We start from the raw sequence: 25,201 nt of genomic DNA on the forward strand, positions 1-25,201 counted from the left end.
CGGTAGAGAAGGAAAACAGTAATCCAGGAACGATCCCACGCCGGATGAATTCATGATCACTCTATCGCAGATCGACACTTTTTGTACCGTTGTCGAACGTGGTTCATTCACCCAGGCAGCAAAGCTCCGCGGGGTTACTCCGGGGGCGATTTCAAATCATATCCATGGCCTTGAAACGCGTCTTCAACCCCCCTTATTCAAAAGAGATGGCGGGGCCGTGAAGATAACGCCTGCAGGGAAGACGTTTGCGAAGCACGCCACAGAAATAATGCGACATATTGCCCAAATTGAAATGCGCATTGATGCTCTTAAGCAGTAGGGGAGCAAGTTTCCACGACGAGGATGCTACCGATCCGCCTTATCAGTGCGAATGCCGAGTCGTTCTTTGATATGGAGGTTGGGCATCACGCCTAACTCCTGTGCGCCTCGGTAAACGTGGCGAGTCGCGAAAAATGACCCGCACCATCCCGCGACACCAATGAGGACGGCGATGATAAGTATCTGAATACGCACCTGGCTCCCCTAAGAACAAAGGGGATTGTGACATATTTTAGCTACAGCGCAACAAATGGTGCGGGGCGGACTTGACCCTAGGGTTGCTGATAAATATGTGCGGGGGCGCCTACCGCACCGCAACAAAATTGGGACCTTTGTCAAATGCTAGCCAAAGGATTGGACATGAAGCGCTTTTATCTTGCCATATTGCTTGTCGCAGGGACGTTATTTTGGGGCAATTTGGTGTGGCTGACGATTAGCTAGAATAAGGGGTAGCGGTAGCGAACGCGGGAATTCAGTTCTCACCCTTTAGGCCGCCTCGATCCGCTGCGCAGTTTCCCGGACCAAAGCTGACGCGAACCAGGATCGACGATCCTCGGAAGTAGACCCCCCGGTGCACAAAGTCATCCAAACCTCACACCGAGGGGCCCCAGCCTTGCACGTGCACAATCACTATATGAAGGTTGTGTTTTTTTTCAATTAACCCCTAAAATTTTACGAGCGAGCCCTAAAGAACATTTTCCATAGACCGGTGTCTGAATGCTGCATCCGAGCATGCACTAACTGCGGGCGCTTTTGGTCATTCTAAGCGCCCGCCTTTTGCCTGGGGAGTGCATTTAGCAGCGCTGTGAGGTTCGCAATGCTGATTGCCGTCAGTGCCTATTTCGCCCTCACAATTCTGTTTAGGGGTTGTCTGTATCTGGAAGGGACAACAACTCCAAGGCACGGCTGGTCGTCTGCTAGAATTCTGGCAATACTACTTGCCATCGTTTGGCCGGGGCTACTTTTGGTCACGCTTGTTGCCCACTTTTCAGTGTGGTCCGACCCGACGCAAAACATGACAGCTACACCGCAAAAGCCAGTCGCAGTGCAATCCGCCCACCGGTGAGAATGATTTATTCCCCCGTTATTGGGGCTGTGAAAACGAGAGATGAAACCGCATCTCCATTTGCTGGCCGCGACGCTCATTTGCTGCGCCTGTTTTTGGGCTGCTATTATTTGGCTGTGTCGGGGTTAAGCAGCCACCACGGCGATGGTGCCAACAGATCAGTAGGCCTGCAAGCAACCAAAGGAAGCGCAGCCTATTTTGCATAGATGAGCAGGAGTACTGTGCCAACATAGGAACCAACCCAGCTCAACGCTCCGAATAACATCGCCATGAACAGAAAATGCATCCTCACCTGACTCTCGCCCAAGAGCTTTAACGTTAATGGTAAATTAAGCAACAACTTGCGCCGTTGTCTAGATTTGGAATTATCCATTTCAAATTTACCACCGAGGGGAAAAAATGACCGCAAGACATCCACATCCGATGATTTCCTTTCACCGGCTTAAAACCGCTCGCTTCAAGGTGGAAACCGAAATGGCGGGACTGATTTCGCGGCTTGAACTTCAGGGCTTGGCAAAGCCCGAAATCGGTCTTCACTTAGCCGCCGTGGCCGACGACTGCGCGGCAGAATTGGTGAAGGCCCGCCGGGTCGAGGAATGATAGCGGCGCTTTGCATGACCTGACGAATCTAAGTGCTGACGGGTGGATGCGTTTTCCCGATTGGGCGCTGGATAGACCAGACGTTTTGTTAAATTTCCCCCATTTTATGAATTTCGAGGCAGCAGTGACGACAAGTGACGGCAGGCGGGAGAGCGCCATATTTTTGTACAATCCTGAGCATCGGACAATAACTATTGCGTTGGACAATTTCGTCACGGTGCTAGGTCCATTTAAGGATGAAGAAGCGGCAGCAGCCGCAGCCCACGAGTTCTGTCTGGCATATGACGTCGCCCCTCAGGCCTATTCTAGTCACAAGAACTCCCGTGAACTTCTAAGTGCGGCGGATATCGGGTATAACGTTGAGGCTGCTGGGGATTGAAAATCGGAGCGGACAAATCGATCGACTAACACCTCGCGTCGGCCGCTCCATGTACGAGCCAGTCCTTCCTACACCAGTATATCGCCGATCGATCCCCCATTCCGCATCACCACCCGAAGTTTCCGACCATACTCACCCTCATCCCGTTCGGGCCACGCTGCAGGTGACCAGAATGCGCGTGTTGGCCCCTGCGTTTGCTATTCTGGCGTCTTCCTAGGAGATATCTTTCTCATGATCCCGCTCGTCTTGAGGCAGGGCTGCGTTGGGAGACAAAGAGAGCGATTGCTGCGGAAAGTGCGAGTTTCACACCGACCTCCGAGCGCGCAAAAAGTCGCGCCATGCGATAGCAGGTTCTACGATGGGCTTCGGAAATCCTCCTCACACGAACACGAAGCGTTTGAAAGGCTTGCCGACATTGTGAAAACTTCGCCGAGAACATTTCAGCTTTCGTCGCCAGGCCCGTAGGTGACCTTCGTCCAGACCACCGACCACTCATTCGAGCCGCCCTCGTTGAAGACATATCGGCCATCAGCAGGCGGTTTGTCCCGCCAAGGATCCATCGTCAACCAGGCCGGGAGCGCCAGTCCAGGGAGCTTCAGCATGTGGAGCACGTCATGAAGCTCCGGCAATGTCGTGACCTTCTGGACATCGTCCCGGTCGCCCGATCCTATTGTCCAGGCGTGATGCGTCACGGTGCCACTTCCTCCAGATCGACAACCGCCCCGATCGGCTCCATGGCCTCAACAAACCTCTCTACCACACTGCCGTGTTCGTTCAGGATGTCGAGTATGGCTTCGACGGGGAGGGGGCGCAACTGAACCCGGTAGATTCCAGTTCGCTCGGGAAGGTGTCGGTTCGGATCCTCGCGCAGGAATTTTCGATGACTGCGAGCCTCATCATATGCACGAGCTTCATCCGCCACATAGGACAGAGAACTTCCGTTTCCCAATGTGTAGGCGTAGATCGTGAATCCGTAGGTCATGTGAATTGTCTCACTATGGTGCGCCTGAGTGTCGTCGCGCCATACGATGTCGATCAGGCTGCCGGCGATGATAGCGTATTTAATTTCGGCACGGCATCCGACTTCAGTCCTCTATGGAACCCAGACCTTCGGCGTCTGAATGGGAAAGATGCATTCCAACGGCGTGGACTTTCAACCATCAGGTCACGGGACCTTGGTCTACGAGAACTCAAGGAAAGGTCTCGTGCGCGCCCTAAAGTGACGGCCGCGCGTTGACGATCCAGTCGAGCGTATCCAGAGTATAGGCTTAGCAGAGGCGCTCGTGGGTCTCCGCTCTGACGTCGTTCGGCCGCTTTGCTAGTGATGACCGGACAGCTTTGCTTTCAGGGAGTAAGTCATGGCAACGCGCCGGAAAACCGTCCATCTCCAGCTCTCGATTGTCCTGGGTGCGTTGATCGCAACGGCCCCCTGCTCGGCGAACATCACGGATTTCTCCTTCGGCTTCGCTCTGCAAACCGCGCTTGCGGGAAACGGCAACCACGGAAATGGCGGTGGCAATGGGAACGGCGGTGGCAACGGGAATGGCGGAGAAAACGGCAACAAGAGCGGCAAGAGCGAGACACCGGGAAACTCAGATACTCGCGGGGCCAAGGACAAGAGTGTGACTACCAAAGGCAGCGCTGCATCGCTCTCGGTTCGCCATGACGATGGGATCAGCGAAGTCGTGCGGAACGGCAGATACATCATGAAGGACTCAAAAGGCCGCACCATCGTGAACCGTCGTGCCACCTTAGGAGACGAGATTCGGCTTCGGTTCTTTCTTCACTGAACGGTGCGGCTCAAGTTGATGTTCGCGCGGTCAATTGTTCGAGCTTCGACTGGATGAACGCCAGCGGCTCCTTAATCATGATCGGACCGCCGGGTGTCAGGACCTTTGTGAGCTTGTCGTCGTTCACAGGATAGATGGCCACAAACTGGTCGACATTCACGTACAATTTCTCATCGGTCTCGGATGTCAGCTCCAGCCACATGAGGTGTTCCTTCCGCGGTTCAACGTGGGTCAGCGAGCTTTGTCGACGGAGGGCAGAACCACTGCAACACGCCGATCCGTAGGGCCAGCAAGGCCAGTCGAAAAAACCGCCGCCGTCGCTGTCGCCACGATCACGAACAAGAGGATGATCGGCCCGCCAACAGACGCGGCTGGTTCACGAGAATTATTGTAGGACATGTCGGCCCCTCAAGGATTGAAATAGGCCCGAGGCAACGACTGCAACGTCGCCTCGGGCAGTAATTCAGGCGAATCCGACGAATGACAGGATTGCGCCGATGATCACGACGGCTCCGACGAGCCAGATCAAGCTGTTCATAGTCTGTCTCCTGCGCGCGGTCGGGTTACCCGGCGCTGGCTGGCGTTACTGGATGACCTGCACGACAGTGCGGGTCTGCGGGTCGACGATGACGCGCTGGTCGTTGACGACGGTGTACGAATAGCGCGGATCTTCAGCGATCGGCATCAGGACGACCTCCTGCGGGACAGGCTTGCCGACGACGATCGGCTGCTTGACCACGACGGAATTCTGGACAGGCTGCTGCTGGACATAGGTGACGATGCGTTCCGGCGGCGGGTCGATGGCGGCACCTGCGACGAGGCCGACAGCACCACCGATGGCAGCACCTACCGGACCGCCGACGATCGCACCCGTGACAGCACCGCCTGCCGCACCCGTGACCGCACTGTTGGCGTCATCGGCGAGGGCCGAGCCGCCAAGGGCGAGCGTGACAAAGGCCGATGCGAGAATCAGTTTCGTGTTCATGACAGTCTCCAAATGTTTTTTCACAGGAGCTGAACGTCACGAAATCAAACCTGTTCCCGGCCACGACCTATGCCGTAACCAGGCAGGACTTAAGTCCTCCAAGCCTTCGCGTTGAGCAGCGTCATGGCCGCTTCAGTTCTGTTGCTGATCCCCAGCTTTGCGAAGATGTGGGTCATGTGCTGCTTGATCGTCTTCTCGTGCACGCCAAGCCGGAGTGCTATCCGCTTGTTACTGAGGCCCTCGGCCACGAGGTTCAAGACTTCCTGCTCGCGATTCGTCAGATTGTCGATCGGATTTCCGTGCTTTGCCGTGGCTGCGTGTGATGACATGTCTGACAGCAACCGCGCCGACAACGAAGGCGAGACGTAAGTGTCGCCCGCGTCCACCGATCTGACGATGTCGGCTAGAATCCGTGACCCGACGCCTTTCAGCACATAGCCTTTTGCGCCTTTCGCCAGAGCACTCATCACATCATCGCTCATCTCCGAGACCGTCAGCATGATAATCTTCTGGCCGGGGTTCTCCTGCAGGATGGGCACGATCGCATTCAGCCCGCCGCCGGGCATCGAGATATCCATGAGCAAGATGCCGGGCTTGAGAGTGGCGCTCAGTGCAAGCGCCTCATCAGACGTGGATCCTTCGCCGACGATTCGGAAGCCTGGGATTTCCGAGAGGATACGCATGACACCCTCACGGAAGAGCGGATGATCGTCGACAACGGCTATGGTGATCTCTTTCATCAGGCTGGTTCCATTTCATTCAGGTTCAGGGACATGCGCAGCACGGTTCCCTGGTTCGATGTCTTCAGGTCAAAATGTCCGCCTAAGCTCTCAACCCGTTCGTGCAGGCCCGATAGCCCAAGGCTGGACGGTTTGATATCCGCCGGGTCGAAGCCCGGACCGCTGTCGCCGACGGTTATGGACACGTTCTGCCCGTCGAAGGTCTGGACGACATATTGTCCAACTCCGCCGCCGTGGCGGAACCCGTTGTTGAGCGCCTCCTGCACGAAGCGGAAGACGCAGATCTTTGCCGATAACGACAGCGGCGGCGATGTTGGAGACAGCGAGAGCCTCACCGTTGTGCCCGTGCGCTGCAAATGCGCTTTTAGGGCTCGTTCGATGATCTCCCCCAGGTCGGCTCCTTCGATCTGCGGAAGGACGAGGCCACTGCAGATCGCCCGAATTTCCTGCATGGCGTCATCCAGGCTGGATCGGATGGATGTGAGTTCTCCATCCCGTACCTTCCGCGACGTGCGAGGATTGCTGATCACGTCGCTGTCGACTTTGAGAGCCGCAAGCGCAACAAGCTGTGCCGGCCCATCGTGCAGTTCCGCTCCCAGGCGTCGCAGGTATCGCTCGTTCAAGGCCGTCGTGCGTTGGCTCGCACGCTGGAGTTTCGAACTGAGTTCGCCATTCTGCGTGAGAAGGTTGGACAAGTCCTGAATGCGCTTCTTCAACGCCTCACGCTGACTGTCGATCATCCTGCTCCCTTTAAACACGAGAGCCGAAAGAATGGCGAAGAATGTCATGGTGAACGCCACCACGGCGATCCAGCTTTGCAGCCGGGCATGGTTCAAGCTGTGCTGAAAGTCGGTGGCGATCTCGTAGAACTCAAGAACAGCGACGACATCGCCGGACCAAGGCTGAAGAACTGGATTGTAGACTTCAAGCAGCGGTATGCCACTTTCGCGTTCGCTTTCGCTCCCAACATCGTCGACGTCGTCATACTCGGCGACCATTTTTCCGGTGAGCGCTGTCTGCAGACCGTCGCTGATAGGCAGCTTCTGCCCGATCTGTTGCCTGTTGTTTGAGTACAGGATCGTGCCGTCGGCCCGCCAAAGCTTGAAGGACATCAATCGCTTGCCGAGCGCTCCCTGGCCCAACGTCTCGTCCAAAGCCTGTTTGACGGAGTCGCTCAGGGCCGTGCTGTTCTGCATGTCCGGCAGCAGAGGTGCGATGACGCTGTCGACGTAAAGCGCGGTCGCGGCTCCAGAGTTCCTGGTGACGGCATCTTCGATGAGGCTCGTCAAAAATGCTCCGACGATGATGGTCGCGACCAGTGAGACGAGGCCTCCAACGAGAAGAAACTGCTGAGCCAGCGAGAGCGCTTTCCAGTGATTGCCTTTGAAGACCGCGTGCATGCTTGTCAGAAACTCCCAACGCCGCATTGTTTGCCAGCGAACTGTTTGTCACAACTAAGGCAGGAGGGCGTTTCGTCAACGATTGGGAGTGCGATCACTTACGAATCCAGGACCTCGTTTTTTCAAATGTATGGAGACACGCAGGAGCGAATTTCGCCGCTGAATGCCCGATATGTATTGTTGTCCGGGTTATAGGAGCGATAGCGCGCGAAGCACCACTGTACATGGTTCTCTCCGGAATATTCGATCTCACCTCTGTTGGAAGCTTCCTGCACCACGTCCGCGGTCACAGTGTTCTGAACGGTAGCTGCGAACGGCGGCTCACATTGACGGCGTGCGCCGCTGTATGGCTGAAATGTGTTGTCCGAAGCGCGATAGGACCTATATCGGTCGGCGCACCACTTGGCCACGGCCGTGTTGGGCTGGAAATTTGAGGTCGGGCCGACGCTCTCCGTTTCACCTTCGATCACATCGGGGCGGGCGAACTGCCTCGAAGGTTGGATCACGCTTGCGACGATGTTGTCCACGCCGGAGTTCAGCTCCGCCGATTTCGGCGGTTCAACGACGAGAGCGGGAAGTCGGTCAAAATTCTGCTTGCTGGGATCGACCGACACGGGATGGGATGTCCAGAGCGATGTGATGTCTGTGCTGCCCAGCTTTTTGACTTCACGCTCGGGAAGGTAATTGGGGATTGCCATGACACTCCCGGCGATCGCAGTGAGCGAGAGTGTGATGCCCACCACGGGCAGGATAGGATAGGTCATCGATTGGCTCCTGCGTCCGGATCGTTCCCAAGCCAATCGAGGCAAGGGAGAACGGCCATCCTGGGAAGGCTTCAGCGTGAACTCGCCTGCCTCATTCCGATAGCGTTGTCATTGAGCCACCAAACGCCACTGGGGTACCGGAGTTCCGGCTCACAACGTCGATACTGAGCCCGTTAGTCCTTTGCTGTTGGAAAGCAGGACTTAAGTCCTGAATGGCATCATGTCTGAGAGCGCGCAATCATTGCTTTAGTCTTCGCGATCGAGGTCGCCCGCCACTTGGCGACCTGCGCGCCCGGTGGTCCAGCACGTCCTGCACGAGGTCGGCTGGGCCTTGCCGCAAGCGATGCGGTGTCGCCCTCGGTGCTTGGAATGCGTTGGCTAGGTCCCTGCCTTCTTTTTCTTGGTGCCACCAGAAGTCTTGTCAAAGTAAAGATTGAAAGGTTGCTCGGAGCGTATTTCAAAATATGGACCAAGCGCCCGATCTCACTGTCAGACATCCGTCCGATCGAAAAAATACGCACTCTCGTCGGAAACAACCTCGAAGGTTGCTGGCGACTGCGAGCTCGTTGAAGAAAGCTTCTTTTTGCCCAGGCGGGTATTGCGAATGATTTGATAGCGCCTACGCATTTCGGGCACGTCGATTTCGCCGTCGATCCAAAGCGCGGCAAGCATCATAAAATCTGCGTCTCTGGCAATCGCACGACCTGCGGCAGCTTCTCGTTCAATTAAGCGACCGACAAGTGCACGGCGATTTTCGACAGTCATTATATTTTCCTAGGAATGGGGTTTGGGAAAAAAGACAGTGGCAGTTTCGGATTCGGCCGTTGGCTCGAGCGAGCCACTCCATCGCTGCACGCCTGACAGTTGCAACCCCAACTAGACCAATGCTGTTTCAAACAGGACTTAAGTCACATCCCGCATATCTCAGCGCATGCTAGCGGCTGCCGAAAAGCGTTTCTGAAATGCTCAAGCGGATATACGATGTGAAGAGAGCGTGGGGTTCGGCGTCTCATGTTGAAACTGCATTCGATTAGGCCAATCGCACTAAAGTAGGACTTAAGTCTGCGACAGATCAGGCATAGGTCTAGTGCGCTACTGGCGTGCGCAGCCTGTCGGAACCATTTGATTCCACGTGTGTTCCCTTGCCGAGGATCATTCACCGATCCCGACATGGAGAACCCAATGAAGAAACTTCTCATCGCCACGGCGGCCATCGCCTTTTCCGCAACCTCGGTATTCGCCCAGGCAACAAAGCCTGCTGCTAACCCTGACGGCGACACTCCGGCCGTCGCCACACCCTCGGATCAGAACACGTCCGCACCCGTCGAAGGTGCGAACAGCTTCACCGAAGGCCAAGCCAAGGACCGCATCGTCGAAGCTGGTTATGCAGATGTCACGGAGCTGAAGCTCGATGACAAGGGCGTCTGGCAGGGCAAGGCGACCAAGGACGGTAAGGCCGTAATGGTATCGTTGGACTACCAGGGAAACATCGTCGCCAAGTAAATGCAGGCAAGAACAACAACGAGGAGAAACCCCATGACGAAAACAGTGACAGGCCTTTTTGACACGTATTCAGATGCAAGCTCGGCCGTCGAGCAGCTCAAGGCGGCAGGCATTTCAGACAGCGACATCAGCATCGTCTCCAATAATTCGGACGGACGCTACAACGACGATGACGATGACGCCGCCGAAGGTGCGGGCACAGGCGCTGGCATCGGTGCTGCCGTGGGCGGCGTCGGCGGTCTGCTGACGGGTCTTGGCATTATGGCTATCCCAGGTGTCGGCCCGGTTGTTGCCGCAGGCTGGCTGGCGGCCACGGCTGCCGGCGCAGTCGCTGGTGCTGTCGTCGGTGGTGCCGCGGGAGGTATCGTCGGTGCCCTAACGGATTCGGGCGTCGACGAGCGCGATGCCCATGTTTATGCCGAAGGCGTTCGCCGCGGGGGTACCCTGGTGACCGCAAAGGTTGACGATACCCGTGCCCCGGAGGCCGAAGCAATTCTCCAACGCTCGAACTGGGTCGATCTTCCGGCCCGCCGGAGCGTATATGAAGGTCAGGGCTGGACCTCTTTCGACGACAAGGCCGATCCTTATTCGCAGGCAGAAATCGATGCCGAGCGCGCGCGTTATGCGGGGCGGGCGTCAAGATAGGTGTGACGACTTGCAATACGGACGGAGCCCCGCGCGGGCTCCGCCGCGATTACATCAGCTGTCTAACGAGCATGACTTGGGTAAAACCGATCACTGCATTGGAAGTTGGCGTACTCGCCGCAACTCCACCTTTCAGGCGAGCCCGATCAGCGGAACAAGCGCGATCGCCACCCTGCGAGGGTTGACCCTTGATCAAAACGACCCTGCGCGATCGCTCTCCACTTCAGTCATAGGGCCAACCGCCTGTCTCATCCGAAGGCTAAATCGGAAGGCTTGCTTGAGGCTTGGGATAACGATCTCGAAGTCTGAAAAGCGTGAATCGCGTTCGCTGTTCTGTACCACAGGATGCACTCTATGAATTCGACATCTGAACTATCGCTCTCCCGCAGGGGCACCAACCCGGCACCATCAGCAGGGAAAGCGGAAAGCGTTCTCAAGCAGCTTGGTCCCGGTCTGATCACTGGGGCCGCGGACGATGATCCAAGTGGCATCGCCACCTATTCGCAGGCAGGAGCCCAATTCGGCTTCAACATGCTTTGGACGATGCTTCTGACCTATCCGCTGATGTGCGCCATTCAGCTTATCAGCGCTCGTATAGGACGGGTCACCGGATGTGGGCTCGCAACCAACATGGGCGCGATATGGCCAAGGCCGCTGGTCATTGGGCTCGTGCTTCTTCTGTTCACCGCCAACACCATCAACATCGGTGCCAACCTCGCAGCCATGGGCGCTTCAGCGGAATTGGCGACGGGCGTTCCCAGCCTGCCTGCAACGATGTTCTTTGCCCTGCTGTCGCTTGGTCTGCAGATGTTCATTCCCTACGAGCGCTACGCCCAGTATTTAAAGTGGCTGACGCTAGTGTTGCTCAGCTACGTCGCCGTTCTGTTCGTCGTGGAGATCGACTGGCTGGCGGCTCTCAGGGGATTTGTCTGGCCATCCTTTCCGTTGTCCGGCAACAGCTTCACCGTCGTCGTCGCCATCCTCGGGACAACCATCAGCCCATATCTGTTCTTCTGGCAGTCTAGTCAGGAGGTCGAGGAGATCGACCGCAAGGATGCCGCCGAGCCACTCAAGGAGGCACCGCAACAGGCTCCCAAGGAACTCAAGCGGATACGCCTTGACACCTTCGCTGGGATGGCAGTTTCGAACATCGTCGCCATTGTGATTATGATGAGCACAGCAGCCACGCTTCACGCGCATGGAAAGACCGAGATCGGGTCCGCCGCCGACGTCGCGGAGGCGTTGAAGCCTGTTGCAGGCGAATTCGCCTTCGTGCTGTTCAGCCTCGGCATCATCGGAACCGGCATGCTCTCAATTCCAGTCCTTGCAGGATCGGCGGCCTACGCGTTCGGCGAAAGCCAGGATTGGAAATGCGGCCTCGAGCACAAGCCTTGGGAGGCATACGGCTTCTACGGTGTGATTGCAGCAGCCACACTGCTCGGGCTCGGCATTGAGTTCGCACCGATCGATCCAATTAAGGCATTGTTTTGGAGCGCGGTCATCAACGGCTTCGTCGCCGTGCCGATCATGATGGCTATGATGATGGTGGTGAGCCGGCGCGACCGGATGAAGGAATTCACGGCGTCGCCGACGACGCTGGTGTTTGGCTGGGGGGCGACGGGCGTGATGGCCATTGCAGCGATTGCAATGATTATTTTCTGAACAGGTGTGGGTGCGTCGGTAGGAAAGGGTGCCCGAGGTGAGATGGAGGCACATATGCGTGGACATGCAACGGATTTTTGCAGAGGACACGCCGTGGCATGTGTCTTGAATTGAAAGTGCCTTCCCACAAATGGAAGAGTCTCGCGTCGATGACAGGAGCGCTCGATCTTCATCGATCACCGCAGCGTTCATTCCGTTAGTGACTGCCGCCGCCAAGCGGAGATTGCGGTAGTTCTGTTCTCCGATCCTCTGCTGAGCCACCTTGATACGGACGACTGACTACTGAACATCGCGTCAGAACCGGACGGCAGAAGGATCTCGATCAGAAGAATGTCGGGCCCACGCATTCAGTACGGGTCTCCCCGAAATGAAGCTGACGAGCAGCCTAGCCCACTCGGATGAGCGGTTCGCCGTGCAAACTTCGGTAATTGTAGGGGTTTCAGCGAACCCTCGCTGGGGCACTTCTGCGTTTAGCGTAGTCATCCTTTAATGCTCTCTTGATAGCATACCTCCAAGAGGTGGGGTATGAACGAATTTCTTTGCAGCAGAGCTGGGAGACAGCTCATCCTTGTGTCGGCTGGCGGCCTCGTGGTCTGGCTATGCTGTTTGCTTTTTCGAGGGCCCATTTTGCACGCTGTCGAAGTCGCCAGCGCGGGCAGAACCCATCTCATAATCATCACGCTGATGGTGGCCGGAACCTCAAGCTTCATCTACTCAGGACTTCGTATTCTCGCCATGCGCAGTGAAATGCTTGCCCGTCGAAAGGCTTTTGAGAAAGCAGACTACATCGCGACCCATGACAACCTCACCAAGCTTCCGAACCGTTACAGTTTCGATCGCTATGTTCTCTCCCCCAAGGTGCTGCCAATTGGTAACTCATTGCCGGATGCCGTGCGCGAAATGGCGACCGTGTTTTCTATCGACCTCGACGGCTTTAAAAAAGTGAACGATTTGCTTGGTCACCAAGGTGGCGATGCGCTTTTGAAGGAAGTGGCCCGAAGGATCTGTGCGCTCGCAAACCACGAATGCGTATTCAGGTTCGGCGGCGACGAGTTTGTAGTGATCGCCCAAGACATGCCACCAGAGAAGGAGGCATTGTTCGCTAAGCTTTTGATACATTCAATTTCGCGCGCCATACACATCGGGTCTCATCCAACCGCGGTAGGCGCTAGCGTCGGATACGCTCGGCTGCCTGAACATGGTGCGTCTCTTGAAGAAGTTCGTCATTGCTCCGACATTGCACTTTATGAAGCGAAGGGCAGGGCCCACAACCAGCATTCTCTGTTCCAATGGGAAATGCAGGAAAACGTGACAGCCCGCGCCAAACTCGAGGGTGAGTTGCGAAGCGCTATTGAAGACCGGAGTATCGTGCCCTTTTACCAACCATTGATAGATCTCAAGACCGGCAGCCTCTGCGGTTTCGAGGCTCTTGCCCGCTGGCGCAAGCTCGATGGCACGTTTGTGCCGCCGGATCGCTTTATCCCCGTCGCGGAGGAGACGGGTTTGATTACTACCCTGTTTTCCCAGTTGCTCCAGACAGCGTGCAGAGATGCCGCTGCATGGCCAGAACACCTCACGTTGTCATTCAACGTGTCTCCAATCCAGATCGAAGACCGTCTGCTGGTAAACCGAATCCTTCAAATCATGAAGGACACTGGTTTCGGAGCACCAAGACTGGAAATAGAGATTACAGAAAATGCCTTGATGGGTGATCCCGATTTGGCAGCGGCGACGCTTCAGAAGTTGCATGCCGCCGGAATCCAAGTGGCACTTGATGATTTCGGCACCGGATATTCCAGCCTTTCCCAGCTTGCACGTTTCCAGTTCGACAAGATCAAAATCGACAAAAGCTTCGTGTCCGGATCCGTAGCCAACGAGAAAAATGCAAAGATTATCGGTGCGATCTTGAGCCTCGGTCGCAGCCTCAATCTCAAAACAACCGTCGAAGGAATCGAAGAGAATTCTCAGCTCGGCTACTATCTCGGACAGGGATGTGACTTCGGACAAGGATATCTGTTCGGAAAAGCGATGCCCCAGGAAGAAGTGCCAGCGTTCATTCGCAATCGTACTGAGATCCTAAGGGTGGGATAGTCGCGAGCACCTGACAAAGGCCCATCGGCTTGCCATTGCCTCGCGTATGACGGCGAAAGCCTCGGCGAGCGACGTCGTACTCATATAGTCGCGAGACGTGGTTCATCGACCAAAAACTCAAGTCTGCGTGAAATCTGTTTGCCGAAAAGGCCGCCATCTAAAGACATCGGTTAGCAAGAGAATCCTATCGCGGAGTGGCGTAACCGCCCGATTGCTACCGCGGAGATTTTTCTTTGATGAACAATGCATTGGAAGACGCCGCGAGCAGCCCCTTCTTCTTGAGCTCGCTACGCCAAGCGTAAATCTGCTGGCGCGTTAAATCGTGTCGATTAGCAACCTCGGTGATCGTGGCTCCAGCATCCCCAACCGACAGCACAATTGCAATCTTCTCATCGTCGCGCCATCAACGACGACGTTCATGCCCAAGAATTTCAACGCGCATCGCAATCCCCGCATAAGACACGTCGCTAACGACGTCGTTAAATACGTGTCTTAGGCCATCAGAGCCTTAGGCGGCAGGCGGTGCCAATCGGGCGGTTACGCTGTAGCCGACGTCGGCGTTTTCTAACCGCGACCAATCCAGTTGACCCATCCCTTGCTCTGTCGGAGAATTTTTTCGACTGTATTATCTTTTTTTATTGAAGGCTCGATGGGCTCAGATCAGATTGTTAGCCAATGCCGGGGGCGGCAGAGAGGGGCAATTTGTCGTCCTGGGAGAGAGCACAAATGAACCTATACGAAACCAGCATTCCGCCTAAAGATATCTTCCTTCTGCAGAGCGTCCTCGACGTCTGGTGCAAAGAAAATCACGTCAATCGAAAAGACGCTTCGGAGGAGGCGAAAATCCTCATTAGCGAATACAAAAATGGCACTCGGTCTCAGATCAAGTTGATGGATGCATTGTTCAGACGGCACTAGCTGGTTTGCGATGAATGGCTACTTGTATAAGGGGGCAGTGATCGGGATACAGTCGCCAGATACCTCGACCAAACCTAATTGCCCTTGCTCGAGCAGCGCAGCGAACTCCAAGAAGGGAGACTTCTGTCCACTTTGAAATTATGTCGGCCTCCTAGCGGGTAGCACCGAACACGAAGGCGAGGCCGGCGACGATAGCAATGGCCGAGATCGGTCGATCCCGGATCTTAGTTTCGACATCCTGTAACAGGCTTCGGACTTCGGACTTCGCGAGCGATGTCGCTCCGGCTGCCATTTCCGATGCCGTCTCGGCGAGATGGTTGGCGTCTCGGCGCAGCGCTCGCAGGCGATCGCGACCGTTCGTGACCTCTTCGTCGCAACGGTACTCTGCTTCAGTTGAGCGGAGGGCCTGTTCCACCAGTGGAAATTCTTCGTTCCCTTCAGGCTGCTGGCGCACGCGGTTTGCCTCTTCCGCGTCAATCCTGCCCGTCGACACGGCAGCCTGGGTGGCAGCGACTGGATCCGAAGCGGGAAAAGTATCCTCGATGCCTATCTCGAGATTACCTTCCGACGCGCGTTCGCGTTGGGCTTCCTGCTCGATCTTCAGCGACTGTACTGCGGGGGATTTGTTCGGGTCTTGCATGTGGTTTCTCCTGTTTGGAATCAGAAGTCCGCGAGCGCTCAAAAGTTCCATTGTCGGGCTGGGTAGCCGCTTGGCGGCTTCCCGTCGGTTGTAAAGGCGACCGTGGTTCCATTCCAAAAGCAGATATCGCGGCGCTTCCGCGGACAATGGCCAATTTCTGGTGCGCTGAAAGCCGTGTGATAACGCATTGAGCCATGACTCCTCATGCGAGGTTATTTTGACAACCACGTTGAACCGGAATGAGCATAGGCGACAGCCTTGGAACTATTTTCCTGTCGGTGTGTTCTTTCGCCGCGGGACGCTCACGATCCCGCAAGGAGAACCCAATGAAAAAACTTCTCATCGCCACGGCGGCCATCGCCTTTTCCGCAACCTCGGTATTCGCCCAGGCAACAAAGCCCGCTCCTAACCCTGACGGCGACACTCCGGCCGTCGCCACACCCTCGGATCAGAACGCGACCGCACCCGTCGAAGGTGCGAACAGCTTCACCGAAGGCCAAGCCAAGGACCGCATCGTCGAAGCTGGTTATGCAGATGTCACGGAGCTGAAGCTCGATGACAAGGGCGTCTGGCAGGGCAAGGCGACCAAGGACGGTAAGGCCGTAATGGTATCGTTGGACTACCAGGGAAACATCGTCGCCAAGTAAATGCAGGCAAGAACAACAACGAGGAGAAACCCCATGACGAAAACAGTGACAGGCCTTTTTGACACGTATTCAGATGCAAGCTCGGCCGTCGAGCAGCTCAAGGCGGCAGGCATTTCAGACAGCGACATCAGCATCGTCTCCAATAATTCGGACGGGCGCTACAACGACGATGACGATGACGCCGCCGAAGGTGCGGGCACAGGCGCTGGCATCGGTGCTGCCGTGGGCGGCGTCGGCGGTCTGCTGACGGGTCTTGGCATTATGGCTATCCCAGGTGTCGGCCCGGTTGTTGCCGCAGGCTGGCTGGCGGCCACGGCTGCCGGCGCAGTCGCTGGTGCCGTCGTCGGTGGTGCCGCGGGAGGTATCGTCGGAGCATTGACGGACTCCGGCGTCGACGAGCGCGATGCCCATGTTTATGCCGAAGGCGTTCGCCGCGGGGGTACCCTGGTGACCGCAAAGGTTGACGATACCCGTGCCCCAGAGGCCGAAGCAATTCTCCAACGCTCGAACTGGGTCGATCTTCCGGCCCGCCGGACAGCCTATGAGGGGCAGGGCTGGACCTCTTTCGACGACAAGGCCGATCCTTATTCGCAGGCTGAGATCGATGCCGAGCGCGCACGTTATGCGGGGCGCGCATTGTAAGCCAAACATCTCACCTCTGAAAAACAACGGAGCCAGATCGGCCCCGTTGGTTTGTTAAGCGGCCGTCTCGCCGGAATCTGTTACCGTCAGTTCACGCGCTGCCGGAGTACCGCGTGCCCGACTGCTTTTTTGAAGATGCGAAAAACGGATTGCGACCCCGATCGGAAAGGATGACCGATTGGTCGGGAAGAGACGGTAGCCACTGAAACAGGAGCGCGTCGGCTCTGGATGGAAGCGTTTCCCGAACAATTGCAAGTCCGCAAGCACGCATAGAGAGGGGGTCGGCCGGAATGCCAACGCGGCGCCACAGGCAGTCCATTTCCTCGGAGAGCATTTGATGACGGCGAACCGAGGTGTAAGGATCTGCTCGCTGAAATCGGCGTAAAACCCCGAAAAAGCGGCCTGAAAAACGCCTGTTTCTAGCCGAGATGCCCAAAAGGACAGTACCTCTGTCTTGAATCGTCCGACTAGCGTGCCATTCTTCTTCCTATCACTGCCGCATAAGTGATGACTCACTGGCGGGTGAGTGTTGATGACAGGAATGCTTACGAAAGCTCCGGTGACCGTCGTCGCCGGAGTTTTCTTGTGCCTGATAGGTCAACACTGATTTCTTGAAGACCAATATTTGCACCCTAAGATTGTTTTATCAGCACTTTCTTTCCTTCGGAGGGATAGGAAAGCGCCATTGCGGAAAAGGTCCCCTCGGTGCCACCATGGGACATTTTCTGTTTTAATAACTCGTGCTACCCACATGCCGCTTTATCGATGGGGGCGCGCCGCTTGGCGCGACTGTGATCAGAATCGGGAGGCGAACGCCCCTACCAATGTCGCGTTGGCACTGGGGGATGATCATCCCCCCGTTATTTCGAATCCGAAATGATCGCGCTACTCTCTCTGCCATGGAGCTAAATGTGCGGTCCTGGTTTGCCAGCCGGCGGTCGGCGGTCGGCTTCTTCGTTCGCGCCGAAAGGCTTGACCTCTCGATAAACAGACAGCCAATTGTAGAGGCTTGCCTTTTCTACCCCACCCACCATTCGGGGTAGGCGTTCGTTCAGGTTGGCCGGTTGTCCTTAATCCGTTCCTCAACGGTTCATGAGAATCTTAGAAGAGCCCAATATTGGCCCTGTCAAGAGAACGAAATGAGATTCACCCGTCCCGCAGAGCGGAGCGGCTTCGCAGCGCCCGAACGAAGAGTGACACTTTGGCCAGCCGATACTGTTAGAGCTGCCTCAAAAAGATGTGAGTGATTTCAGTCGGTTGTGATTCCATCGGATTTGCGAAGATTCGAGGAGAGCACGATGGCCTGGACTGAAACCACCCGGCGGAATTATGTCCGTCGGACGCTGCGATATGCAAGCGACGTTACGGATCGCGAATGGGATTTTGTTGCGGCGTTCATGCCCGCGCCACGGCGTTTGGGTCGGCCGCGCAAGACCGATTTGCGGGAGATTGTGAACGCTCTTCTCTATATCGCCTCGACAGGTTGCCAGTGGTGGATGCTGCCCAAGGACTTTCCGCCTTGTTCGACGGTGCAGCGGTATTTCTATGAATGGCGAGCCATGGGCCTTTGGTCACGGATCAACCATCACCTCGTCATGGAGGCGCGGGAACTGGAGGGAATGAAGCCTCACCGACGGCCGGTGCCATCGATAGCCAAAGCGTCAAAACCACTGAAAGCGGCGGTATCCGAGGCTTTGATGCTGGCAAGACGGCGACAAACTGCGTTTGCGCTGAGATCAAGGGTCGCAAGCGCCACATCATTGTCGATACACTCGGGCTGATGGTCGGCCTCATGGTGCATAGTGCCGATATTCAGGACCGCGACGGCGCTCCCGATCTCCTGAAATCCATCAGGAACCGATGGCCATGGCTGCTTCATGTCTTCGCCGATGGCGGCTATGCGGGCGACAAGCTGAAAAAGCGGCTGCAGAAAATCGGGAAATGGAACCCTGGGTGCCGACAAGGCCTATGACACAAAGGACTTCGTCAAAGATTTGCGGTCGATGAAGGTGACGCCCCATGTGGCGCAGAACGTCAATGGTCGCCACTCCGCCATTGACGGGCGCACGACGCGCCATTCCGGCTATGGGGTCAGCTTGCGTATCCGCAAGCGCATCGGAGGCGTTCGGCTGGATCAAGACTGTCGCGGGGCAGGACAAGACGAAGTTCCGTGGTCGCGACCGCGTCGGATGGGCCTTCACCTTCGCGGCTGCCGCCTATGATCTGGTGCGGTTACCGAAACTGATGGCGGTGTCGTCATGAGCGCGGCCTCGAACTGCCGCCTGATTGGCCGCTGGCGGATCGTCGAGGCCGATCTATGGGATCGGGATTATCTCGACCTGGTTGAACCCGCCACGATCACCATCGGAGCCAATGGACATGGAGAAATCGCCTTCGGTGCGATGCAAGCGGGCCTCCAACTCGGCTACAGCACGTCCATGGTCTCCTTCACTTGGGCCGGATGCGACGAAATGGACGAGGTCTCGGGTGACGGTCATGCCGAATTACTCGACGATGGCGCAATCGAGATCGCGTTCGCTTATCACAATGGCGACGAGGCCATCCTGAAGGCCAAGTCAGAGACTTCTTCAACAGCCTGCTAGGGCCGACCTGGCGCTAGCGGAGGGGCGACGGAAAGCCTTCGTAACAGTGATCGGGGTTTATGGCTCCGAGAGTGCCAATGAAGCCGTGCAACGACCAACGCGGAGCGATCGATCCACCTCGGCTCGGCGGGTCACGGACCTTCTGAAGGGACGTGATCTACGTCGCGGCATCTTGAAGACCCTGCGAGACGCGGAGTCGCCAATTTTTGCCACGGAAGTTTCCCAGCGTAACCTTTCTCGCGAACGTCTTGCGACTGCCGCAGAAGGGCTCCTGACGGTCGGCGGAGACTGTTGGAAATCGCCCATTAGGCAGATCAGAGTCTCGCCCGGCATAGCGTAGGGTTGGCGGGTTTGGCAAATGCCATCAAGAGCGTACGACACATCGCTGCGTCAAACATGCAGTTCTACAAGATTGATCCGCAGTTCCCTTACCGCCAACTCTGGGCGCTTGGGTCTAGAGCCGACAAGACAGATTATGCCTGCACTTTCCAGCACACCTAAGCTTCGGGAGACATTTGGTTGCGGTCGGTCGGCTAACCGCGACAGACTTGCAACGCTATCGGGTTTATGGCGATGAATAAGTGCAAGAAGCCGACAGTTTTCTGGGGTCAAAGCACGCAGTACTTGTTCTGGTCCGGGCGTTTTACGATTACGGTCCACCAGACATTCCCCCGCCTGAGCCGTCGCCGCCGTCGTGGTCGTCGGTATTTTCTTCAAGGAGCGATCGCTCGAGAGAGTGCACAGCTTCGATGAAAGCTGGAAGAGCCACGGCCACTCTGTCGAGGTTGTCACGCACCTTATCTGGCTTTAGATCGAAACCATAACGATGTCGGACAAGGTGCCGAAAGCCCTTCAACTCGCTGAGCGATTCATAGAGTTCCTGATCAGAACTGCGGGTCGGATTCCAGAGATTTCGGTCACCATTTGGTCAAGGAGGTCTTGATGCATCGTTGCCCCCCCGGGGACCGCATCGTCGACATCTCTCGCTAGGCTTAGGAGGATGTCTTCGATGCCATTGTAGATATTGTGTACCCCGAGGGATATCGCAGAGGTCGCCCCCCAGTCGCCGGCAAGAAACTCATCATAATGGCTGCTCGAATATTTTTGAAGCTCCGACAATTCCGTCTTCGCCCGCTCCAATTTCGGCGACAGTCGTGCAAAGGCTGGATGCCTAAACAATGTCATGCAACATCTCCTTCAGCCGCTCTTCAGTGAGGTCGGCCTCAAAAATAAGATCGTAGGGAAGGTTAGTGCCGCGCAAGTGCTCGGCTACCAAACGCTCAACCATGGCCCGACGGTGCGGGGCGTCGCTTCCATGAACGAGAAGGTCAATATCCGAGTGCGCCTTGAAGGAGTTCTTGGCCAGTGACCCTACAATGGACATTTGCACACCAACGCGATGGGCTTCCTTGACGATACGGGCGGCACATACGTCCGCTTGCATAAGCCGCTGTGCCGCTCGCTGTTTGGCCAAGGCGTTCAATTTGTTCATCGCGCTGATCTTTCGACTTTCAAAATCAAAGCCTGTGTCGATGCAATCCACCAGCTTTTATATATCATCACAAGATATATTCAACGCTGTCAAATCGAAACGAAGCGCCTACTTCGATTCAAGTTAACGAGGTTTCTCGAATTATGCGGAATTACGTAGCAAATACCGCAAGGTTAGAGTTCGCATTAGAGTTCAATGTATGGTGGCGCGTTAACCATATCTCTTCACCTCGATCGACTCTCGCCAACCAGCCTGGTATCTGGGCGTCATGGTTACGAGAGCGACACGAATAGGCTGACGATTTCACCCCGCCCCAAAGCGCGGCCGTCAGCATCATGTGTTTCGTGTCCCGAGGTGACCATGTCTTCCCCCAAGCTCCCGATCCTGTACCCCAACGCCTACGACCCCTTCGAAGACGAGGCCAGGAGGTTGGAAATACGAGCGTTGCCTTTGGCCTGATCCCAAGGACGAGTTCGGCCAGCATTTCCTGCTGACGAAGAAGGCCCGCAACGTCGATCCGGCGGCCGTGTGGGGTCTCGGCGAGGAAGAGGCCTACGAGCTTTTCTACTCGTTCCGCTGGTCCGCAAACGGTGGGCAGCCGTTCTGCCCGAAGTGCGGAAACCTTTCCCCTTACAGCATCAGACGCCGCCGATTTCGCTGTTCGGAGGAGCGCATGTGTGTCTTGTCGATCCGCGAACACAATGACGATGCGCCGAACCGGACCATTACGCGCGTCGTATCCGACGAGAACCCGAAGGCAGCCTGGGCGGCCGTGCGTGACCATGTCCAGCCACGCTCGTTGCTGACTGCCGACGAACACGGTTCCTATGACGACCTTGTCGGCTTGGCGATCCTCCAGCGGGTGAACCACAGCAAGGCCTACCAGACCGAGGACGGGACCGACACAAACCGGATCGAGAGCTTCTTTGCCCGCGCCGAGCGCTCTTATGTCGGCATTCATCACCGTTTCTCGGTGAAATACCTAGACTGGTACATGGCGATGGTCGCGTGGAAGGAAGACACCCGTTACATGGGCCTTCGTTGGCAGCTCGCTGACGTGCTGCGAACAGTCACCCACCGAACGACATCGGAGAACCTGTGCGGCTACTGGCAGGGTGCGGCAGACCGCATCGACGAGCAGGTGTGGGACGAGGACACCAAGGTCGAGAAACAGCGGTATCTGCGGTAGCCGCAAATTCAGGTGGACGCTTGTTCGGCCGATAGGCACCCTTGGGTACAGACATGGATGCCTGACACATGACCGCACGACCGATCAATCCGCCGCCCTTGCTACCCCTGGCCAAAAAGCCAGCCTCGTAAAGCCGATGGAGGCCTCAATGGTCATCGAAACCCTCATCTGAGAATTGGCTATCTGGCGATCTCCCAGAGACGCCGCCGTCCGTCAGGAGCACCCGACGACCGAACAAGTCCAGCCTGCTCCATTCTTTCGAGCAGACCAGAGAACCTTCCAGCCAAGTTTGGGCCAATCCCGTCGATCTCCGCCCCAAAGCTCTCGCGTTCGGCAAACTGTTTCGACAGATCGCCGGCAAGGATTGGCTCCTCCGCATCTCTAAGAAGTTCGAGAACACCGCGGCGGACATCACGACCCCTGAGCAGGTCTGTCACGCGGCGGCCAGGGGTCGATCGATCCCTCTTCTTGGGCTGTTGATCACGCTCATTGATCGCAAGGGGATCGAAGACCTTGATCACGGTCGTGAACGCCGCCTTTTGGCCTTCCAGGATGAGAGCCTCAGCCCTAATCGCCTCTAGCCGCGCTTCCAGTTCGGCCAGCTTGGCTTTCAATTCCTCGACGACCGACACCATACAATCCAACTCCATCGACAGAGCTGGAGGTAACAAATTTTGCGGTCGGAATCTTGTGGCATTTGCTACCTAATTCCGGAGATAAAAGCCCCGAACCCCTCGGGGGCCCAACGAAGGAGTCTACCTGGGAGTATCCCTTCGCGATCTATCGCGTGGACAAAACCTTCAATTTAATGCGGAACATGCGCTGAGATTTCCCGTTGTTGCTCTTGTTCAAGGCAAAATCATCTCAACGGAGGAACACCATGATAAAATCACTTGTTTTGGCAGGATCTGCATTTTTGGCGCTTTCGACAACGTCCTTAGCGCAGGATTTGCCAATGACCTGCGACACCACCAACCTGGCAAATCTCGAAGCCGATGTAATAAAGGCTCCGAGCGACGCTCAGAAGTCAGCCGCTAAAGCGGCCATCGGTACCGCCACCGTCGCTATGCAGGCAGGCAACATAGACGCCTGTGTTGCAGCGATGCAAAAAGCCCGACTGGCAATCGATGGCTGATAATCCAGGTTTATGCTTCAGGACCCCGCGACTCTGGTTGCGGGCTCCTAAAACGGCTTTGGTATATGGGAAGCGGCGTGATCAGCAATCTCGCCATCAGCGGCTACGCTGTTTATTCTCTCCTAGGCTCTTCTTGAGCGCGGCCATGATGTCAACCGGCTGTGCCTTGATCCCCGAGAAGTATTCTTCTTCAGGACGAACTTCATCACCATACCGCAAGGTCGATAGTACAATGCCCGCGTCACGTGGTTCAAGCATCACCGCACGTTCCCGCTGACCGATTTCCGCTTTGCGCCATTTCGGCCGTTGAGACAACTCGGGCGGAGGCCTGTAAGCAGTCTATCTGCTTATTACTTCCGCAAAGCGCCGATACTGTTGAAAAACTAACCGTTGTCGGCATTGGGATGTCATGATTCAATCGTCGCATTGATTTGCGGGGGATTGAGTGATGATGGGATGCCAGACAGCTCCAGCGCAGCTCTTCTACGACTTCTGCCTTGATGATCACGTTCCTGCCGACCACATGCTGCGCGGGATCGACCGCCATCTCGAACTCGACAGCGTACGAGCGCACTTGAAGCCTTTCTACAGCGCCACGGGTCGCCCCTCGATTGATCCCGAGCTTATGATGCGAATGCTGATCATCGGCTATTCCATGGGCATTCGCTCGGAGCGACGGCTTTGCGAAGAGGTCCACCTCAATCTCGCCTATCGCTGGTTCTGCCGCCTCGGTCTGGACGGCAAGGTCCCTGATCACTCAAGCTTCTCGAAGAACCGCCATGGCCGGTTCCGGCAAAGCGACATCCTGCGGCATATGTTCGAAACGGTAGTGGAGCGCTGCCTCTCTCAAGGGTTGGTTGGTACGGAAGGATTTGCAGTCGATGCCAGCTTGATCGCGGCGGATGCAAACAAGCAGCGCTCGGTACCAGGATCGGAATGGGAAGCCAAAGAAGATGCGGGACGCTCGGTACAGGAATATCTGGCTGTTCTCGATGATGCTGCTTTCGGCGCTGCCTCGCCGGTCACGCCGAAGTTCATCTCCTCGTCTGATCCGGCCGCCCAATGGACCGGTGCCCACAAAGGCCACGCCTTCTTCGCCTATGCGACCAACTATCTGATCGATACAGACCACGGCGTCATTCTGGATGTGGAGGCGACACGGGCGATCCGCCAGGCGGAGGTCGGTGCATCCCGCACAATGCTCGGCAGGACCGAGAACCGCTTCGGCTTGCGGCCCGATTACCTCGCGGCCGACAGTGCCTACGGTTCTGCCGACAACCTCGCCTGGTTGGTCAACGAGAAGGAGATCGCGCCGCACATTCCGGTCTTCGACAAGTCGAAGCGGACGGATGGCACCTTCTCGCGTTCCGACTTCACCTGGGAAGCCGAGAAGGAGCAATACCTTTGCCCTGCCGGAAAGGAGCTGAAACAATTCCAACGCACTTACGACCCACCCAGATCGGGGATCACGGCCGAGGGAACCCGGCTTTATCGTGCCAGCAAGAAGGACTGTGATCAGTGTGAACTGAAGCCTCGATGCTGCCCGAACATGCCTATGCGCAAAGTACCGCGCGATCTCAACGAGGATGCACGCGATGTCGCCCGAGCGATTGCCAAGACACCGGAGTATGAGCAGTCACGGCATCGTCGAAAGAAGGTCGAAATGCTCTTCGCTCACCTCAAGCGCATACTACGGATGGCACGTTTAAGGCTTCGAGGGCCGTGTGGTGCGAGAGACGAATTCCTGCTTGCCGCAACCGCACAGAACCTGAGGAGGCTGGCCAAACTCAGGCCTCAGATGCCGCCATGCGGTGCCATCGCCGCTTGAGGGCGGCATCGACCGATACCCTGCGCTAAGGCGTGGGCAGATCGCAGCATAGTGCACCGCCCAAAAGACCGAAAAGGGCGTGTGAGCGGATAATCCGTCGAGTTTTTCAACGATATCCGCCAAGAGCGGCCATTGCGCGTATCTGCATTTGTCGCAATTATGTC

At 56.5% G+C, this 25,201-nt stretch carries 27 protein-coding genes and 5 pseudogenes; 16 read left to right on the forward strand and 16 right to left on the reverse strand.

Features of this window, described 5'->3' with window-relative positions; all coding sequences use genetic code 11:
- The first annotated feature begins 52 nt into the window (after nt 1–52).
- From QO002_RS28045 to QO002_RS28055, 3 genes are all read left to right on the forward strand, one after another.
- Nucleotides 53–319, forward strand: a complete 267-nt coding sequence (locus QO002_RS28045) for a LysR family transcriptional regulator (protein ID WP_307236153.1) — start codon at nt 53–55, stop codon at nt 317–319.
- A gap of 1,464 nt (nt 320–1,783) precedes the next feature.
- On the forward strand, nt 1,784–1,984 hold the full coding sequence (locus QO002_RS28050) for a hypothetical protein (protein WP_307236155.1): 201 nt from the start codon (nt 1,784–1,786) through the stop codon (nt 1,982–1,984).
- Nucleotides 1,985–2,030: 46 nt separating this feature from the next.
- Entirely contained in the window at nt 2,031–2,363 is a 333-nt protein-coding gene (locus QO002_RS28055; protein ID WP_307236157.1) for a hypothetical protein, read from the forward strand.
- Nucleotides 2,364–2,431: 68 nt separating this feature from the next.
- Here QO002_RS28055 and QO002_RS28060 read toward each other — a convergent pair.
- From QO002_RS28060 to QO002_RS28070, 3 genes and pseudogenes are all read right to left on the reverse strand, one after another.
- Nucleotides 2,432–2,521, reverse strand: a pseudogene (locus QO002_RS28060) (thermonuclease family protein); the annotation flags it as partial.
- A gap of 282 nt (nt 2,522–2,803) precedes the next feature.
- Nucleotides 2,804–3,055, reverse strand: a complete 252-nt coding sequence (locus tag QO002_RS28065; RefSeq protein WP_307236159.1) for a hypothetical protein — start codon at nt 3,053–3,055, stop codon at nt 2,804–2,806.
- Nucleotides 3,052–3,345: a hypothetical protein gene (locus QO002_RS28070; RefSeq protein ID WP_307236162.1), complete on the reverse strand. Its 294-nt coding sequence runs from the start codon at nt 3,343–3,345 to the stop codon at nt 3,052–3,054. Before QO002_RS28070 ends, QO002_RS28065 begins: the two co-directional genes overlap by 4 nt.
- A gap of 376 nt (nt 3,346–3,721) precedes the next feature.
- On the opposite strand from QO002_RS28070, the gene QO002_RS28075 reads away from it, so the two are divergent.
- A complete protein-coding gene (locus QO002_RS28075) occupies nt 3,722–4,153 on the forward strand; it encodes a hypothetical protein (RefSeq protein WP_307236164.1) in 432 nt (143 codons plus the stop codon).
- A 10-nt stretch (nt 4,154–4,163) separates the two neighbouring features.
- Here QO002_RS28075 and QO002_RS28080 read toward each other — a convergent pair whose 3' ends face one another.
- From QO002_RS28080 to QO002_RS28105, 6 genes are all read right to left on the reverse strand, one after another.
- Entirely contained in the window at nt 4,164–4,355 is a 192-nt protein-coding gene (locus tag QO002_RS28080) for a hypothetical protein (RefSeq protein ID WP_307236166.1), read from the reverse strand.
- A gap of 381 nt (nt 4,356–4,736) precedes the next feature.
- Nucleotides 4,737–5,138, reverse strand: a complete 402-nt coding sequence (locus tag QO002_RS28085; RefSeq protein WP_307236168.1) for a DUF1236 domain-containing protein — start codon at nt 5,136–5,138, stop codon at nt 4,737–4,739.
- Between the two features lie 89 nt (nt 5,139–5,227).
- Complete coding sequence (locus QO002_RS28090) at nt 5,228–5,881, reverse strand: LuxR C-terminal-related transcriptional regulator (protein ID WP_307236293.1); 654 nt, start codon at nt 5,879–5,881, stop codon at nt 5,228–5,230.
- A complete protein-coding gene (locus QO002_RS28095; protein WP_307236170.1) occupies nt 5,878–7,278 on the reverse strand; it encodes a sensor histidine kinase in 1,401 nt (466 codons plus the stop codon). Before QO002_RS28095 ends, QO002_RS28090 begins: the two co-directional genes overlap by 4 nt.
- A gap of 122 nt (nt 7,279–7,400) precedes the next feature.
- Entirely contained in the window at nt 7,401–8,042 is a 642-nt protein-coding gene (locus QO002_RS28100; protein ID WP_307236172.1) for a BA14K family protein, read from the reverse strand.
- A 489-nt stretch (nt 8,043–8,531) separates the two neighbouring features.
- Nucleotides 8,532–8,807 carry a hypothetical protein gene (locus QO002_RS28105; RefSeq protein WP_307236174.1) on the reverse strand — a complete coding sequence of 92 codons (276 nt, stop codon included), beginning with the start codon at nt 8,805–8,807 and terminating at the stop codon, nt 8,532–8,534.
- Between the two features lie 417 nt (nt 8,808–9,224).
- Between QO002_RS28105 and QO002_RS28110 the strand changes: the two genes are divergently transcribed.
- The 4 genes from QO002_RS28110 (at nt 9,225) to QO002_RS28130 (ending at nt 13,943) form a co-directional block, all read left to right on the forward strand.
- Nucleotides 9,225–9,545 carry a PepSY domain-containing protein gene (locus QO002_RS28110; protein WP_307236176.1) on the forward strand — a complete coding sequence of 107 codons (321 nt, stop codon included), beginning with the start codon at nt 9,225–9,227 and terminating at the stop codon, nt 9,543–9,545.
- A 33-nt stretch (nt 9,546–9,578) separates the two neighbouring features.
- Entirely contained in the window at nt 9,579–10,190 is a 612-nt protein-coding gene (locus QO002_RS28115) for a general stress protein (protein ID WP_307236178.1), read from the forward strand.
- Nucleotides 10,191–10,544: 354 nt separating this feature from the next.
- Entirely contained in the window at nt 10,545–11,852 is a 1,308-nt protein-coding gene (locus QO002_RS28120; RefSeq protein WP_307236180.1) for an Nramp family divalent metal transporter, read from the forward strand.
- Between the two features lie 525 nt (nt 11,853–12,377).
- Nucleotides 12,378–13,943 (forward strand): putative bifunctional diguanylate cyclase/phosphodiesterase, encoded by a 1,566-nt coding sequence (locus QO002_RS28130; RefSeq protein WP_307236182.1) that lies wholly within the window; start codon nt 12,378–12,380, stop codon nt 13,941–13,943.
- A gap of 214 nt (nt 13,944–14,157) precedes the next feature.
- On the opposite strand, the pseudogene QO002_RS28135 reads toward QO002_RS28130, so the two are convergent.
- Together QO002_RS28135 and QO002_RS28140 are read right to left on the reverse strand one after the other, a co-directional pair.
- Nucleotides 14,158–14,334: pseudogene (locus QO002_RS28135) on the reverse strand (transposase); the annotation flags it as partial.
- A 678-nt stretch (nt 14,335–15,012) separates the two neighbouring features.
- Nucleotides 15,013–15,501 carry a hypothetical protein gene (locus QO002_RS28140; protein ID WP_307236184.1) on the reverse strand — a complete coding sequence of 163 codons (489 nt, stop codon included), beginning with the start codon at nt 15,499–15,501 and terminating at the stop codon, nt 15,013–15,015.
- 326 nt (nt 15,502–15,827) lie between these two features.
- On the opposite strand from QO002_RS28140, the gene QO002_RS28145 reads away from it, so the two are divergent.
- From QO002_RS28145 to QO002_RS28165, 5 genes and pseudogenes are all read left to right on the forward strand, one after another.
- The gene (locus QO002_RS28145) at nt 15,828–16,148 is read left to right on the forward strand and encodes a PepSY domain-containing protein (RefSeq protein WP_307236186.1); all 321 of its coding nucleotides are present in this window, start codon (nt 15,828–15,830) and stop codon (nt 16,146–16,148) included.
- A 33-nt stretch (nt 16,149–16,181) separates the two neighbouring features.
- Nucleotides 16,182–16,790 (forward strand): general stress protein, encoded by a 609-nt coding sequence (locus tag QO002_RS28150; RefSeq protein WP_307236188.1) that lies wholly within the window; start codon nt 16,182–16,184, stop codon nt 16,788–16,790.
- A gap of 1,298 nt (nt 16,791–18,088) precedes the next feature.
- Nucleotides 18,089–18,735, forward strand: a pseudogene (locus QO002_RS28155) (IS5 family transposase); the annotation flags it as partial.
- Between the two features lies 1 nt (nt 18,736).
- A pseudogene (locus QO002_RS28160) lies at nt 18,737–19,052 on the forward strand (transposase); the annotation flags it as partial.
- Nucleotides 19,049–19,393: a hypothetical protein gene (locus QO002_RS28165; RefSeq protein WP_307233836.1), complete on the forward strand. Its 345-nt coding sequence runs from the start codon at nt 19,049–19,051 to the stop codon at nt 19,391–19,393. The pseudogene QO002_RS28160 and the gene QO002_RS28165, both read left to right, overlap by 4 nt.
- A 390-nt stretch (nt 19,394–19,783) precedes the next feature.
- Here the strand turns inward: QO002_RS28165 and QO002_RS31030 are convergent, their stop codons facing one another.
- The 3 genes and pseudogenes from QO002_RS31030 to QO002_RS28170 form a co-directional block, all read right to left on the reverse strand.
- Complete coding sequence (locus QO002_RS31030) at nt 19,784–20,053, reverse strand: HVO_A0114 family putative DNA-binding protein (protein WP_370878609.1); 270 nt, start codon at nt 20,051–20,053, stop codon at nt 19,784–19,786.
- Nucleotides 20,043–20,578, reverse strand: a pseudogene (locus tag QO002_RS31035) (ribonuclease toxin HepT-like protein). The gene QO002_RS31030 and the pseudogene QO002_RS31035 overlap by 11 nt, the downstream one beginning before the upstream one ends.
- Complete coding sequence (locus QO002_RS28170) at nt 20,565–20,936, reverse strand: nucleotidyltransferase domain-containing protein (protein ID WP_307236190.1); 372 nt, start codon at nt 20,934–20,936, stop codon at nt 20,565–20,567. Before QO002_RS28170 ends, QO002_RS31035 begins: the two are co-directional and overlap by 14 nt.
- 475 nt (nt 20,937–21,411) lie before the next feature.
- On the opposite strand from QO002_RS28170, the gene QO002_RS28175 reads away from it, so the two are divergent.
- The gene (locus QO002_RS28175; protein ID WP_307236192.1) at nt 21,412–22,074 is read left to right on the forward strand and encodes a transposase; all 663 of its coding nucleotides are present in this window, start codon (nt 21,412–21,414) and stop codon (nt 22,072–22,074) included.
- 179 nt (nt 22,075–22,253) lie between these two features.
- Here QO002_RS28175 and QO002_RS28180 read toward each other — a convergent pair whose 3' ends face one another.
- Entirely contained in the window at nt 22,254–22,709 is a 456-nt protein-coding gene (locus tag QO002_RS28180) for a hypothetical protein (RefSeq protein WP_307236194.1), read from the reverse strand.
- Between the two features lie 245 nt (nt 22,710–22,954).
- Between QO002_RS28180 and QO002_RS28185 the strand changes: the two genes are divergently transcribed.
- Nucleotides 22,955–23,209 (forward strand): hypothetical protein, encoded by a 255-nt coding sequence (locus tag QO002_RS28185; RefSeq protein ID WP_307236197.1) that lies wholly within the window; start codon nt 22,955–22,957, stop codon nt 23,207–23,209.
- Between the two features lie 96 nt (nt 23,210–23,305).
- Here the strand turns inward: QO002_RS28185 and QO002_RS28190 are convergent, their stop codons facing one another.
- Nucleotides 23,306–23,467 (reverse strand): hypothetical protein, encoded by a 162-nt coding sequence (locus QO002_RS28190; RefSeq protein WP_307236199.1) that lies wholly within the window; start codon nt 23,465–23,467, stop codon nt 23,306–23,308.
- Between the two features lie 190 nt (nt 23,468–23,657).
- On the opposite strand from QO002_RS28190, the gene QO002_RS28195 reads away from it, so the two are divergent.
- Nucleotides 23,658–25,037 carry a transposase gene (locus tag QO002_RS28195; RefSeq protein ID WP_307227588.1) on the forward strand — a complete coding sequence of 460 codons (1,380 nt, stop codon included), beginning with the start codon at nt 23,658–23,660 and terminating at the stop codon, nt 25,035–25,037.
- The last annotated feature ends 164 nt before the right edge of the window (nt 25,038–25,201 follow it).

Source organism: Pararhizobium capsulatum DSM 1112, from assembly GCF_030814475.1.
GTDB classification, from domain to species: Bacteria; Pseudomonadota; Alphaproteobacteria; order Rhizobiales; family Rhizobiaceae; genus Pararhizobium; species Pararhizobium capsulatum.

Excerpts from the sequence above, each read along its gene's own strand:
- QO002_RS28145 (WP_307236186.1), top strand. The coding sequence starts at position 15,828 with ATGAAAAAACTTCTCATCGCCACGGCGGCCATCGCCTTTTCCGCAACC.
- QO002_RS28140 (WP_307236184.1), bottom strand. The coding sequence starts at position 15,501 with ATGCAAGACCCGAACAAATCCCCCGCAGTACAGTCGCTGAAGATCGAG.
- QO002_RS28180 (WP_307236194.1), bottom strand. The coding sequence starts at position 22,709 with ATGGTGTCGGTCGTCGAGGAATTGAAAGCCAAGCTGGCCGAACTGGAA.
- QO002_RS28075 (WP_307236164.1), top strand. The coding sequence starts at position 3,722 with ATGGCAACGCGCCGGAAAACCGTCCATCTCCAGCTCTCGATTGTCCTG.
- QO002_RS28070 (WP_307236162.1), bottom strand. The coding sequence starts at position 3,345 with ATGACCTACGGATTCACGATCTACGCCTACACATTGGGAAACGGAAGT.
- QO002_RS28190 (WP_307236199.1), bottom strand. The coding sequence starts at position 23,467 with ATGCTTGAACCACGTGACGCGGGCATTGTACTATCGACCTTGCGGTAT.
- QO002_RS28050 (WP_307236155.1), top strand. The coding sequence starts at position 1,784 with ATGACCGCAAGACATCCACATCCGATGATTTCCTTTCACCGGCTTAAA.
- QO002_RS28080 (WP_307236166.1), bottom strand. The coding sequence starts at position 4,355 with ATGTGGCTGGAGCTGACATCCGAGACCGATGAGAAATTGTACGTGAAT.
- QO002_RS28045 (WP_307236153.1), top strand. The coding sequence starts at position 53 with ATGATCACTCTATCGCAGATCGACACTTTTTGTACCGTTGTCGAACGT.
- QO002_RS28120 (WP_307236180.1), top strand. The coding sequence starts at position 10,545 with ATGAATTCGACATCTGAACTATCGCTCTCCCGCAGGGGCACCAACCCG.
- QO002_RS28085 (WP_307236168.1), bottom strand. The coding sequence starts at position 5,138 with ATGAACACGAAACTGATTCTCGCATCGGCCTTTGTCACGCTCGCCCTT.
- QO002_RS28185 (WP_307236197.1), top strand. The coding sequence starts at position 22,955 with ATGATAAAATCACTTGTTTTGGCAGGATCTGCATTTTTGGCGCTTTCG.
- QO002_RS28100 (WP_307236172.1), bottom strand. The coding sequence starts at position 8,042 with ATGACCTATCCTATCCTGCCCGTGGTGGGCATCACACTCTCGCTCACT.
- QO002_RS28150 (WP_307236188.1), top strand. The coding sequence starts at position 16,182 with ATGACGAAAACAGTGACAGGCCTTTTTGACACGTATTCAGATGCAAGC.
- QO002_RS28055 (WP_307236157.1), top strand. The coding sequence starts at position 2,031 with ATGCGTTTTCCCGATTGGGCGCTGGATAGACCAGACGTTTTGTTAAAT.
- QO002_RS28095 (WP_307236170.1), bottom strand. The coding sequence starts at position 7,278 with ATGCACGCGGTCTTCAAAGGCAATCACTGGAAAGCGCTCTCGCTGGCT.
- QO002_RS28165 (WP_307233836.1), top strand. The coding sequence starts at position 19,049 with ATGAGCGCGGCCTCGAACTGCCGCCTGATTGGCCGCTGGCGGATCGTC.
- QO002_RS28110 (WP_307236176.1), top strand. The coding sequence starts at position 9,225 with ATGAAGAAACTTCTCATCGCCACGGCGGCCATCGCCTTTTCCGCAACC.
- QO002_RS28195 (WP_307227588.1), top strand. The coding sequence starts at position 23,658 with ATGATGGGATGCCAGACAGCTCCAGCGCAGCTCTTCTACGACTTCTGC.
- QO002_RS28115 (WP_307236178.1), top strand. The coding sequence starts at position 9,579 with ATGACGAAAACAGTGACAGGCCTTTTTGACACGTATTCAGATGCAAGC.
- QO002_RS28130 (WP_307236182.1), top strand. The coding sequence starts at position 12,378 with ATGAACGAATTTCTTTGCAGCAGAGCTGGGAGACAGCTCATCCTTGTG.
- QO002_RS28105 (WP_307236174.1), bottom strand. The coding sequence starts at position 8,807 with ATGACTGTCGAAAATCGCCGTGCACTTGTCGGTCGCTTAATTGAACGA.